We start from the raw sequence: 13,726 nt of genomic DNA, 5'->3' as shown, positions 1-13,726 counted from the left end.
ACTCGCGGAGATCCCGAAGGAAACAGCCGGACGCGCGCGCCCGCCGCAACGCGGTACCGCCATCCAATCCTCGGGACCTCGCCTGTTCGTGAGTTGACTGCAACCGCCAACAGCTTTGCGAAGGACTCTGCATGCCCGCAACAGCGCGTCAAGAATTCGCTCTTACTTCCGCGCAGACCGGAATATGGCTGGCCCAGCGTTTCGCGCGGGACGGCCTCGACTACAGCGTCGCGCTGTACGCCGACATCGTCGGCCCGCTCGACGTCGACCTGCTGGTGCGGGCGGCCCGCGGGACCTTCGCCGACACCCCGACCCTGCGGGCCCGCATCGTGGCGTCCGGCCCGGAGCCGGTGCAGGTGGTCGACGACTCGGCCGAACTCGTCATGCCCTGCCTGGACCTGCGCGACCAGGAGCAGCCGCACCGGGCGGCGATGGCCTGGATGGAGGACGAGCTCGCCGTGCCGCTCGCCCCGGACAGCGGCCGGATGTACTCCTTCGCGCTGCTGCGGATCGGCGAGGACCGGCACCTGTGGTACCTGCGGGCCCACCACGTGGCCATCGACGGCTTCTCCGGCGCATTGTTCGTACGGGAAGCCGCGTCCCGGTACACCGCGCTGGCGACCGGCCGGGCCGATGTGAACGGCCTTGGCCATTTCGGGGAGATGTTGCGCTCGGATCGTGCCTATCGCGAGTCCGCGGCATTCCACACGGACCGTGCGTACTGGATGGAGAAACTGGCGGACAGCCCGGCGCCGGCGACCTTCGGACAGGCCGAGCCGAACCGTCAGGGCGGCCGGACCCGCGAGACGGTGAAAATCGAGAGCGAGCTGAGCGAGGCACTCGGCAAACTGGCGCAGCGTTGCGGCGTGACACCCGCGGCCGTTTACGCCGCGGCCGCCGCCCGTTACACCGCACGACTCACCGGTGAAACGGACGTCGTGCTCGGGCTGCCCGTTACCGCCCGGTTCGGCAAGGCCATACGCGGTATTCCCGGAATGATGTCCAACGTGGTGCCGCTGCGCGTTATGGCGGGACCGGAGCTGCCGCTGTCCGGATTGCTGCAGAACGTCTCCGCGGAAATGCTGCTCGGCCTTCGGCACCAGCGCTACCGATATGAGGACCTGCGCAACGACCTCGGCGCGGGAGAGGAAAGCAGCCCGCTGGTCGGGCCGCACGTCAACCTGCAGTTCTTCGACCAGGACGTGGATCTCGCCGGATGCGCGACGACGATCCACAACCTGACCAACGGACCGGTCGACGACCTGGCCTTCGTGATCTACGGAGACGTCCGGCGGGGAAGCGGACGGATCGACGTCGACGGCAACACCGAGCTCTACCGCCGCGCCGATCTGCGGGTGCACGGCCAGGGCCTGCTGCGACTGCTGGAACAGATGGCCGAGGCGGACCCGGACACCCCGTGCCACGAGCTCGACGTCTTCCGGACCGACGACCTGGAACGGCTGCTCGTCGGCCGCAACGACACCGGGCGGCCGACCGGCCCCGAGACGGTCGTCGACCTGTTCCAGGCCCGAGTGGCGGCCACCCCGGACGCCCCGGCCGTGGTGCACGGGCTGCACGGCCTCTCGTACCGGGAGCTGAACGAGCGGGCGAACCGGCTCGCGGCGCTGCTGCTCTCCCGCGGCCTCGGCCCGGAGGACGTCGTCGCGCTCGCGGTGCCGCGGTCCGTGGACCTGGTCACCGCCCTGCTGGCCGTGGTCAAGTCCGGTGCCGCGTTCCTGCCGGTCGACCCGGACTACCCGACCGACCGCATCGCGTACATGCTCGACGACGCCCGGCCGGCGCTGCTGATCACCACGCAGGACACCGTGCCCCGGCTGCCCCATGCCACGGCCACCCCGCGGCTGCTGCTCGACGACGCCGAGCCGGCGACGGCCCTGGAAGCGGCGCCCGGCCGGGACGTCACCCAGGCCGACCGCCCGCGCCCGCTCACGCCGGACTCGCCCTCCTACGTCATCTACACCTCCGGCTCGACCGGCCGGCCCAAGGGAGCGGTCAACACCCACGCCGGCCTGGCGAACCGGCTGCAGTGGATGCAGGACCGCTACCGGCTGACCGCGCAGGACCGGGTGCTGCAGAAGACGTCCTGCGGATTCGACGTCTCCGTCTGGGAGTTCTTCTGGCCCCTGGTGAGCGGCGCGACCCTGGTGATGGCCGACCCCGGGCTGCACCGCGACCCGGGCTACCTCGCCGCGGTGATCCGCGAACAGCAGGTCACCACCGTCCACTTCGTCCCCGCCATGCTCCAGGCCTTCCTGGCCGAGCCCGAGACCGCCCGGTGCACCGGCCTGCGCCGGGTGATCTGCAGCGGTGAAGCGCTGCCCGCCGAACTCGCCGACCGGTTCTTCGCCGTCCTCGACTGCGAGCTGCACAACCTGTACGGACCGACCGAGGCGTCCATCGACGTGACGTCCTGGCAGTGCGACCCGGCACGCACCGGCGCCCCGCCGATCGGACTCCCGATCGCCAACACCCGGGTGTACGTGCTGAACCAGGCCCTGGAGCCGCTGCCCGACGGCGTGCCCGGCGAGCTCTACCTGGCCGGCACCGGCCTCGCGCGCGGCTACCTCGGCCGGCCCACCGTCACCGCGGAGCGCTTCGTGGCCTGCCCGTTCGGCCGGCCCGGTGAGCGGATGTACCGCACCGGCGACCTCGCCCGGTGGGACGCCGACGGGCAGCTGGCCTACCTGGGCCGGACCGACGACCAGGTGAAGATCCGGGGCGTGCGGATCGAACCCGGCGAGATCGCCTCGGTCCTCGGCGAGCACCCCGAGGTCGGCGAGGCGGTGGTGGTGGCCCGCGACGACCGCTCGTCCGGAAAGTACCTCGTCGGCTACGTGGTGCCCGAGCGCAACCGCCTCGCCTCTGTGCAGGAGCGGACCCACGGCGAGCACGTCGACCAGTGGCAGCAGCTGTACCAGTCGATGTACGGCGCGCAGTCCGAGGCCGCCTTCGGCGAGGAGTTCGCCGGCTGGGACAGCAGCTACACCGACCGCCCGCTGCCGCTGGAGGACATGCGGCAGTGGCGCGACCGGACGGTGGAGGCGATCCGCGCCCTCCGGCCCCGCCGGGTACTGGAGATCGGCGTCGGCAGCGGCCTGCTGCTCGCCCGGCTCGCGCCGGACACCGAGCGGTACTGGGCGACCGACTTCTCCCCCGCGGCGATCGCCGCGCTGCGCCGGCACCTCGACACCCGGCCGGACCTGGCCGGGCGGGTGGAGCTGCGCACCCAGCCGGCCGACGACCCGGCCGGGCTGCCCGAGGACTTCTTCGACACCGTGGTCATCAACTCCGTGGCGCAGTACTTCCCCACCGCGGAGTACCTCGGGACCGTCCTGCGCGGAGCGCTCGGCCTGCTGCGCCCCGGCGGCGCCGTGTTCCTCGGAGACGTCCGTGATCTGAGGCTCCGTCAGTACCTTGCCACCGGTGTGCAACTCGCGCACAGCCCGGCGGACGCGGACCCGCAGGCCGTGCGCCGGGCCGTGGAACAGCGGACCCGACAGGAGAACGAACTCCTGGTCGACCCGCGGTTCTTCACCGCGCTCCAGCAGGAGACCGACGACCTCGCCGGCGTCGACATCCGGGTCAAGCGCGGCGACTACGACACCGAACTGAGCCGCTACCGCTACGACGTGGTCCTGCACAAGCGCTCGGAGCACCGGCCCGTCTCGCTGCTCGACGTGCCGGACGCGGACTGGGGCACCGAGGTCGCCGACCTGACCGCGCTGCGGCACCGGCTCGCCACCGACGCGCCGGCCCGGCTGCGGATCACCGGCGTGCCCAACGCCCGCCTGGCGCCCGAGGTCTCCGCCACCCGGCAGCTGTTCGCCGGGGCGCCGATGGCGGACGTCCGGCAGGCGGTGGACGGCGACGTCCCGGCCGGCCCGCTGCCCGAGACCTTCCACGCGCTCGGCGAAGACCTCGGCTACCGCACGGTGGTCACCTGGTCCGGCGAGGGCTCCGACGGCGAACTCGACGTGCTCTTCCTGAGCTCCCGGACGGACGCCGCCACCGCGGCCCTGACCGACGTCTTCCTCCCGGCCGCGGCGGCGCCGCCGGCCCTGACCAACAACCCCGCGGTCGGCCGCGAGGCCGGCCGGCTCGCCGCCGCCCTGCGCGAGCACCTGCGGGAGAACCTGCCCGACTACATGGTCCCGGCCGCCGTCATGGTGCTCGACGCGCTGCCCACCACGGCCAACGGGAAGCTGGACCGACGCGCCCTGCCCGCACCGGAGTTCCGCGCCACCGGCGGCAGCCGACCGGCCCGGGGTCCGCGCGAGGAACTGCTGAGCCGGCTGTTCGCCGAGGTCCTGGGCCTGCCCGGCATCGGTGCCGACGACAGCTTCTTCGACCACGGCGGCGACAGCATCGGCGCGATCCAGCTGGTCAGCCGCGCGCGCGGCGCCGGAGTGCTGTTCACCCCGCGCGAAGTCTTCGAACACCGGACGGTCGCCCGGCTCGCCGAGGTGGCCCGTACCCAGGACACCCAGGCCCCGGTGCCCGGCACCGGAGTCGGTCCCGTTCGGCTGCTGCCGATCGTCCACCAGCTGCGTGAACTCGGCGGCCCGGTCGGCAGGTTCAGCCAGTCGATGCGTCTCGACGTGCCCGCCGGACTGCGCCTGGAGACCCTCGGCGACGCCCTGCAGACCGTGCTCGACCACCACGACGCGCTGCGCCTGCGGCTGGACCGGGACGTCGACGACGCGTGGTCGCTGACGGTACGGCCGGCCGGCGCCGTCGACGCCGCCGGGTGCCTGCAACGGGTGGCCGTCACCCAGACCGGCGAACCCACCGAGGCGGAGCTGCGGACCTGGGAGGAAGCCGCCCTCGACCGGCTCGACCCCGAGCGCGGCGTCCTGGTGCAGGCCGTCTGGTTCGACGCCGGCCCGACCCGCCGCGGCAGGCTGTTCCTGGCCGTCCACCACCTGGCCGTGGACGGGGTGTCCTGGCGCGTCCTGGTGCCCGACCTGGCCGACGCCTACGCCGCCCTCGCCGAGGGCGGGCGCCCCGCACCCGCCCCGGTGGGCACCTCGCTGCGGCAGTGGTCGCAGCAGCTGGCCGAGCGGGCCGGCACCGCCGACGTGGTCGGCGAGCTCGACCACTGGCGGGAGACGCTCTCCGGCGCCACCGCCCCGCTCGGCGCACGCGCGCTCGATCCCACCCGGGATGTCCTCGCCACCCGGCGCACCCTGGTGTCCTCCGTCGACGCCGACACCACCGCGGCGCTCCTCACCGAGGTGACCACCGCCTTCCACACCGGCGCGAACGACGTCCTGCTCGCCGCCCTGGCCCTGGCCCTGCAGGACTGGCGCCGGCGGCGCGGGCACGAGACCGCGCCGGTGCTGGTCGACCTGGAGGGGCACGGCCGCGAGGAGGAGACCGTCCCGGGAGCCGACCTGTCCCGCACCGTCGGATGGTTCACCAGCCTCTTCCCGGTGCGCCTCGACCCCGGCGTGACCGAACCGGCCGGGACCTGGGCTACTGGCCAGGCCGTCGGAACGGCGCTGCGCTCGGTCAAGGAGCAGCTGGCGGCGGTGCCCGGCAAGGGACTGGGCTTCGGGCTGCTGCGCCACCTCAACCCGCAGGCCGCCACGGCCCTGGCCGACCTCGGCAGCCCGGACGTCCTCTTCAACTACCTCGGCCGCTCCCTCACCACCCGCGGCCGGGGCACCTGGACTCCGGTGCGCGACGGCAGCGCACTGGCCGGACACACCGACCCCGGCACGCCCTTCGCCCACACGCTGGAGATCAACGCGCTCGTCCACGAGGACGGCGAGGACGGCGAGGGCCGGAAGGACGGGCACGACGGGGAGAACGGGAAGAACGGCCCCCGGCTGTCCGCCGAGTGGTCCTGGCCCGCGGACCTGCTCACCGAGGACGAGGTCCGCGACCTTGCCGACACCTGGTCCACCGCCCTGCGCGCGCTGGCCACCCACGCCCGCCGACCGGGCGCCGGCGGCCACACGCCGTCCGACTTCCCGCTCACCCGGCTCGACCAGCAGGACATCGACGAGATCGAGGCCGTCTGCCCCGACGTCGAGGACGTCCTGCCGCTGACGCCGCTCCAGGAGGGCCTGGCCTTCCACGCCGCGTACGACGACCACGCGCCGGACGTCTACCACGTCCAGATCGCCCTCGACCTGGACGGCGAGATCGATCCCGGGACGCTGCGCGAGGCCGCCGAGGCCCTGCTGCGCCGCCACCCGGTGCTGCGCACCTGCGTACGGCACCGGGCGAGCGGCGGCCTGGTCCAGGTGGTCCGGGCCGAGGTCCCGGTGCCGTGGCGGTACCTGGACCTGAGCGGGCTCGACCCCGAGCAGCGGGCCGCCCAGGCCGAGGCGGCGCTCCGGGACGACCTGAGCCGCCGCTTCGACCTGGCCGAGGCACCCCTGCTGCGCCTGACGCTGCTGCGCCTCGGCGAAGGCCGCCACACCCTCGCGGTGACCAACCACCACATCGTCCTGGACGGCTGGTCGATGCCCCTGCTGCTGCAGGAGCTGTTCGCCCACTACGGCACCCGGGGCGCCGACGCACCGGCGCGGCCGGCCGGCTCCTGGCGCACCTACCTGGACTGGCGGGCCGGCCAGGACCGTACCGCGGCCGAGCAGGCGTGGCAGGCGGCGCTCGGCGGACTCGACGCGCCGACCCGGCTGGCTCCGCACGGTGACGTGCACGCCTCCGTCCAGCCCGACTCCCGCTCCGTCCGGCTGCCCGAATCCGTCACCGCCGCGCTGACCGGGCGGGCCCGGGAGTACGGCGTCACGCTCAACACGGTCGTGCAGGCCGCCTGGGGGTTCCTGCTGAGCCGACTCACCGGCAGCGAGGACATCGTCTTCGGCACCACCGTCTCCGGACGGCCGCCCGAGCTGCCGGGTACCGAGACGATGATCGGCTGCTTCATCAACACCGTCCCGGTGCGGCTGCGGCTGCGCCCCGACGAGCCGATCGGCGGGCTGCTGGCCAGGCTGCAGGACGAGCAGTCCCGCCTCGCCGCCCACCAGCACCTCGGGATCGCCGAGATCCAGCGCCTGACCGGCGTCGACGGCGAACTCTTCGACACGCTCACCGTGTTCGAGAACTACCCGCTGGACCCGGACGCCCTGAACCGCGGCGCGCGGACCGGCCTGCGGGTGGGCGCCGTCCGCACGCACAACGACGTGCACTACCCGCTGGCCCTGATCGCCACCCCTGGCCCCTCGCTCGACCTGCAGTTCACGTACCGGCCGGACCTGTTCGCGGCCGCCGACGCCGAGCAGATCGTGCGGCGCTACACCCGGCTGCTCCGGGAGATCGCCGAGGCGGGCCCGGACACCCGGGCGGACCGGATCGAGGCCCTGGAGCCGGCCGAGACACGGCAACTCACCGAGGAGTGGAACGACACCGGCCGCCCGGCGGCCCCGGTCGCCGTGGCCGAGGCCGTACGGGACTGGGCGGCGCGGGAACCCGGCCGCATCGCGGTGGTCGGCGCGGCCGAAACGCTGACCTACCGCGAGCTCGACGAGCGGGCCGACCGGCTGGCCCGGCACCTGCGGGCCCGCGGCGTCGGACCGGAGGACCTGGTCGCGGTGGCGGTGCCGCGCTCGGCCGAACTGATGGTCGCGCTGCTGGCCGTCCTCAGGACCGGCGCCGGCTACCTGCCGCTGGACCACCGGCACCCGGCCGAGCGGACCGCGTTCATGGTCCAAGACGCCGCGCCGGTGCTGGTGCTCACCAGCGGCGAGGAGGTGCCGGGGCTGCCGCCGGCGGACCGACTGGCGCGGCTCGCGCTGGACGACCCCGGCACGCCCGGCGACGCGGCCGTCCCGTCCGGCACCCTCCCGTCCGGCGCCCTCCCGTCCGCGCCAGACGGTTCGCTCGCCTACGTCATCTACACCTCCGGGTCCACCGGCCGCCCCAAGGCCGTCACCGTGTCGCGCGCGGCCATGAACGCGCTGGTGGGCTGGGCGGTGGAGCGCTTCGGCGGCGAGGGACTGCAGCGGGTCCTGGCCGCCACCTCGCTCTCCTTCGACGTCTCGGTGTTCGAGCTGTTCGCCCCGCTGGCCGCCGGCGGGCAGCTGGAGATCGTCCGCGATCTGCTGGAACTGGCCGAACGGCCCTGGCAGGGCTCGCTCATCAGCGGCGTCCCGTCGGCGCTGGCCGCGCTGCTCGCCGACCCGTCGCCGACCTTCGCGGCCCGGCGGCTCGTCCTGGCGGGTGAGGCCCTGCCCGAGCCCCTGGTGCGGCGGATCCGGCAGTCGCTGCCCGGTACGGAGATCGTCAACCTCTACGGGCCGACCGAGGCGACGGTGTACGCCACCGACTGGACGTGCGCCGACGACCAAGTGCTCGCCCCGCCCATCGGCCGCCCACTGTCGCACACCCGGGCCTACGTGCTGGACCGCTGGCTGCGCCCGGTCCCGGCCGGGGTGCCCGGCGAGCTGTACCTGGCGGGCACCGGTGTCGCGCGCGGCTACCTCAACCGGCCCGCGCTGACCGCCGACCGCTTCGTCGCCGACCCGTACGGCGCGCCGGGAAGCCGGATGTACCGCACCGGCGACCTCGCCCGTCGGCTGCCCGACGGCGCGCTGGACTACCTGGGCCGCACCGACACCCAGGTGAAGGTCCGCGGCCACCGGATCGAACTCGGCGAGATCGAGGCGGTGGTGGCCCGCCATCCGGACGTCGCCCAGGCCGTCGTGCTGGCCCGCGACACCTCGGCGGGCACCACCCGGCTGATCGCCTACGTGGTCCCGCGTCCCGGCGCCGAACCGGACGTCACCGACCTCGCGGAGCGGACCGCGAGCGAGCTGCCCGGCTACATGGTCCCGGCCGGCTACGTCCTCCTGGAGCGGCTGCCGGTCACCGCCAACGGAAAGCTGGACCGGGCCGCCCTTCCGGCGGCCGACCCGGGCGAGCACGCCCCGGACACCGGCCGGGCCCCGCGGACCTCGCGCGAGGAACTGCTGTGCGGACTCTTCGCACAGACCCTGGGCGTGCCGCTGGTCGGGCCCGACGAGAGCTTCTTCGCGCTCGGCGGGGACAGCATCACCTCGATCCAGCTGGTGAGCCAGGCCCGGCGCCAGGGCCTGGAGTTCACCCCCCGGGACGTCTTCGACCACCGCACCCCGGCGAACCTGGCCAGGGTGGCGCGCGAGCAGGCCGACCCGGTGGCCGAGGAGGACACCGAGGCCGGTCCGGGGCCGCTGGCACCGACTCCGGTGATGGAGTGGCTGCGCGAACTGGGCGGCCCGGTCGACCGGTTCAACCAGTCGATGTTCGTCCGGCTGCCCGCCGGCATCGACGAGCCGACGCTCACGGCGGCGCTGCGGTCGGTGGTGGACCGTCACGAGGCCCTGCGGCTGCGGCTGCACCGCAAGGACGACGACACCCGCTGGGACCTGGAGATCACCGAGCCGGGCGAAGACCTCGCGGACCGGTTCGCCCGCCACGACGTCGCCGGGCTGACCGGGGACGCGCTGCGCGAGGCCGCCCGGCGCCAGGCCGAGCGCGCCTGGGACCGGCTGGCCCCCGAGCACGGCACCGTGTGGCAGGCCGTGTGGCTCGACGCAGGGCCGGCCGCGCCCGGACACCTGCTGCTGGCCGTGCACCACCTCGCGGTGGACGGCGTCTCCTGGCGCATCCTGCTCGGCGACCTGGCGGAGGCCGCCGACGCGCTGCGGCGCGGCGCCGACACCGCGGTGGCCCCGGTCGGCACCTCGCTGCGCCGCTGGTCGAGGCTGCTCGCCGAGGAGGCCGGCAGCGACCGGCGGACGGCGGAACTCGGCCTGTGGACGGCGATGCTGGACGGCGCCGACGCGCCGCTCGGCCGCCGGGCGCCGGACCCGGCCCGGGACGTGGTGGCCTCCCGGCGCACCGTGGAGCTGACGCTGCCGGCGGACGCCACCAAGGCGCTGCTGACCGACGTGACCACCGTCTTCCACGCCACGGTCAACGACGTCCTGCTCACCGCGGTGGCCCTGGCCGTGCAGGACTGGTCACGTCGGCGGGGCCGTCCCGCCGCGCCGGTGCTGGTGGACGTCGAGGGCCACGGCCGGGAGGAGGACGCGGTCGGCGGCGTGGACCTGTCCCGCACCGTGGGCTGGTTCACCACCGTCCACCCGGTCCGGCTGGACCCGGGCGCCGTCGAGTGGCCGGACCTGTGGGCGGCCGGGCCCGAGACCGGACGGGTGCTGAAGCGGGTCAAGGAGCAGCTGGCCGCCATCCCCGACCACGGTCTGGGCTACGGCCTGCTGCGCCACCTCAACCCGCGCACCCGGCAAGCGCTCGGGGGGCTGCCGGTGCCGCAGATCGGCTTCAACCACCTCGGCCGGTTCGGCACGCCCGCCGGGTCCGGCGCGTGGGCGCCGGCGCACGAGGTCGGCGGGTTCACCGGCGGCGCCGACCCGGGCCTGCCGCTGGCGCACGCGGTGGAGGTCAACACGCTCGTCCGGGAGGACGACGGCGCGGAGCCGGTGCTCGTGGCCGAGTGGTCCTGGGCGGCTGAGCTGTTCACGGCCGCGGAGGTCGAGGACCTGGGAGCCACCTGGTTCCGCGTCCTGCGGGCCCTGGTCGACCATGCCCAGCGGCCCGACTCGGGGGGCCAGAGCCCCTCCGACCTGCCACTGGTCTCGCTCTCCCAGGACGAGATCGACCAGCTTCAGGAAGAACTGGCCCTGGAGGGGGACCTGTGACAACGGCAACGAAGCGCACGCCCAGGATCGAGACCGTCCTCCCGCTGACGCCCGTCCAGGAAGGACTGGTGTTCCACGCGGCGTACGACGAGGACGGATCGGCCCTGTACAACGTCCAGGTGGTGCTGGACCTGGAAGGACCGCTCGACGCCGCCGTGCTGCGGCGGTCGGTGGAGGCCGTGGTACGGCGCCACCCGACCCTGCGGGCGAGCTTCCGGCGCCGGGCCACCGGCGACACCGTGCAGGTGGTCCAGTCGCAGGTGCCGCTGCCGTGGGAGGAGGCGGACCTCACCGCGGTCGCCGACGGCGACCGGGAGGCCGAGGTCGAACGGATCACCCGGGAGGCCCGCACCCGCCGGTTCGACCTGGCCGCGGCCCCGCTGCTGCGGTTCACGCTGGTCCGGCGCCGGTCCGACCGGTTCCGGCTGGTGCTGACGAACCACCACGCCGTGCTGGACGGCTGGTCCACCGGGCTGCTGCTGCGCGAGCTCTTCGAGGTCTACGGCGCCGGCGGCGGCGCGTCGGCGCTGCCGGCCGCCGTGCCGCTGCAGGAGTTCTTCGCCTGGCGGGCCCACCAGGACGCTCCGCAGGCCCGGGCGGCGTGGCGCGCGGCGCTGACCAGCCTGGAGGAGGCCACCCGGGTGGCGCCGAACGCGGACAGCCGTACGGCAGTGCCGACCGAGCAGGTGCTGGTCACCGTGCCCCGGGACCTGACCGCGGCCGTCGCCGAACGCGCCCGGCTGCTGGGCCTGACCGTCAACACGGTGGTCCAGGGCACCTGGGGCCTGCTGCTGTCCCGTTTGACGGGCCGTGACGACGTCGTCTTCGGTACCACGGTGGCCGGCCGGGCACCCGAGCTGCGCGACGTCGAGGCCATGGTCGGGATGCTGGTCAACACCGTGCCGGTGCGGGTCCGGATCGACCCGCGGGAGACCCTCGGCGGACTGTTCGCGCGGCTCCAGGAGGAGCAGTCCCGGCTCGGCGCCCACCAGTACCTCGGACTGACCGAGATCCAGGGCCTGTCGGACATCGACGGTGACCTCTTCGACTCGCTCGTGGTGTTCGAGAACTACCCGCTGGACCGGACCGTCGACTCCGTCGCCGGCGTGCGCGTGACGGGCACGGAGGCGCACAACAGCATCCACTACCCGCTGAGCCTGATCGCCCACCCGGGCGAGACCCTCGTGCTCTGCTTCGGCTACCGCCCGGACCTCCTCACCGGCGCCGCGGCCCGGCGCGTCGCAGACCGCTTCGTCCACCTGCTCGGCGGCTTCGCCACCGGTGCGTCGGACGCCGCCGTCGGCGACATCGACGTGCTGACGGCGGAGGAACGGCACCGGCTGATCGTCGGGCTGAACGACACGGCCCGTCCGGTGCCGGACCGCTCGGTGGCCGAGCTGTTCGCCGCACAGGCCGCCGCCACACCGGACAGAGTCGCCGTCCGCTACGGTCAGCAGGCCACCTCCTACCGGGAGTTGGACGACCGGGCGAACCGACTGGCGGCCGACCTCGGCGGCCGGGGCATCGGGCCCGAGGCCATCGTCGCCCTGGCGGTGCCGCGGTCGACCGAGATGGTGGTGGCCATGCTCGCCGTCCTGAAGACCGGCGCGGCCTACCTGCCGATCGACCCCGGCTATCCGGCCGAACGCATCGCATTCATGCTCGCCGATGCGCGTCCCGCCCTGCTCATCACCACGACCGGCCTCGTCGAACGCCTCGACGGCAGCAGCCCGGGAACGCCCCGGCTGCTCGTCGACGACGCGCACGCTTCGGAAGGGAACCTGCAATGAGAGTACTGTCCATGGCCGCCCCGGGCTCCGGCCTCTTCCTGCCCACCGTGCCGCTCGCCTGGGCGCTGCGGACCGCCGGGCACGAGGTCCTGGTCGCCAACAACGGCCAGGCCGCCGAAACGCTGGTCGCGGCCGGACTCCCGGCGGTCGACGTGTGCCCCGGCCGCGACGTGTTCGGCGAGTTCATGGCGGCCAGCCACGCGATCAACATGACGCCGCCCGGCGAACCGCGGCCCCGACGCGGCGGGCTCGGACTGTTCGGCGAGGAGATGGCCGAGGGCCTGCTGAAGGTCGCCGAGGAGTTCCGGCCCGACCTCGTGCTGTCCACCCTGGAGCAGGGCGCCGGGCCGCTGGTGGCCACCGCGCTCGGCGTCCCATACGTGGAGCAGAGCGTCCGGCTGGCCTGGGCTGGCAGCGACGAGCAGGCGACGACGTACCGCCGGTCCATCGCCCAGTACCTGGAACCCACGCGGGCCAAGCTGGGCCTGGACGAGCCGGCCTCCGCGGCCGCGGCGATCGACGTCCGACCGCCGAGCATGGGAGGCCACGACGACGCGGCCGAGTGGTCGATGCGGTACGTGCCCTACAACGAGAGCCGGCTGCTGCCCGAGTGGGCGCTGGCGGCGCCGTCCCGGCCGCGGGTCTGCCTGACCCTGGGCAGTGTGCTGCCGCTCTCCGGCGAGCTCGACGAGCTCAGCGCGTTCCTGCAGGAGTGCGGCGGCCTGGACGTCGAACTCATCCTCGCCATGGGAGAGGACCAGGCGGCGGCCCTGGGCCCGGTGCCGGACAACGTGCGGGTGGCCGGCTGGGTGCCGCTCAGCACGCTGCTGCCGACCTGCGCCGCCATCGTCCACCACGGCGGAGCCGGCACCGCGCTGACCGCGCTGGTCCACGGCGTCCCGCAACTGGTCGTGCCGCGGCTCGCCGACCAGCCGGCGAACGCCGCCGTGATCGCGGCCCGGGGCGTCGGCCTGGCCCTCGCCCCGCACGAGGCGACCGCGACCGCCGTGAAGGACGGCCTGCTGCGGCTGCTCGACGCGCCGGACCACCGACAGGCCGCCCGCGAGGTGCAGGCCGAGATCGCCTCCCGGCCCAGCCCGGCGGCACTGGTCACGCGACTGGAGGAGCTGGTCGCCGGGCACTGACCGGCTCGACCGGCGCGCTTCACCGGACCGCCCGAGCGCGTCGCGCGGAAGGACCCGACTGACGGGCCCTTCCGCGCGACGTCGGCGAGCGGTCGGAGTCAGG

At 74.3% G+C, this 13,726-nt stretch carries 3 protein-coding genes; all 3 read left to right on the top strand.

Going from position 1 to position 13,726, the window contains the following annotated elements; genetic code table 11:
- Nucleotides 1-131 precede the first annotated feature (131 nt).
- The 3 genes from ACIBEC_RS11645 to ACIBEC_RS11635 are packed head-to-tail and all read left to right on the top strand — an operon-like array spanning nucleotide 132 to nucleotide 13,623.
- A complete protein-coding gene (locus tag ACIBEC_RS11645; protein ID WP_360490919.1) occupies nucleotides 132-10,688 on the top strand; it encodes an amino acid adenylation domain-containing protein in 10,557 nt (3,518 codons plus the stop codon).
- The gene (locus ACIBEC_RS11640) at nucleotides 10,685-12,478 is read left to right on the top strand and encodes a condensation domain-containing protein (RefSeq protein ID WP_360490922.1); all 1,794 of its coding nucleotides are present in this window, start codon (nucleotides 10,685-10,687) and stop codon (nucleotides 12,476-12,478) included. The genes ACIBEC_RS11645 and ACIBEC_RS11640 overlap by 4 nt, the downstream gene beginning before the upstream one ends.
- Nucleotides 12,475-13,623 (top strand): nucleotide disphospho-sugar-binding domain-containing protein, encoded by a 1,149-nt coding sequence (locus ACIBEC_RS11635; RefSeq protein WP_360490925.1) that lies wholly within the window; start codon nucleotides 12,475-12,477, stop codon nucleotides 13,621-13,623. Before ACIBEC_RS11640 ends, ACIBEC_RS11635 begins: the two co-directional genes overlap by 4 nt.
- The last annotated feature ends 103 nt before the right edge of the window (nucleotides 13,624-13,726 follow it).

This window comes from Kitasatospora sp. NPDC051164, assembly GCF_044455625.1.
Lineage (GTDB): Bacteria > Actinomycetota > Actinomycetes > Streptomycetales > Streptomycetaceae > Kitasatospora.
This window is presented reverse-complemented; position numbering and strand designations above follow the sequence as displayed.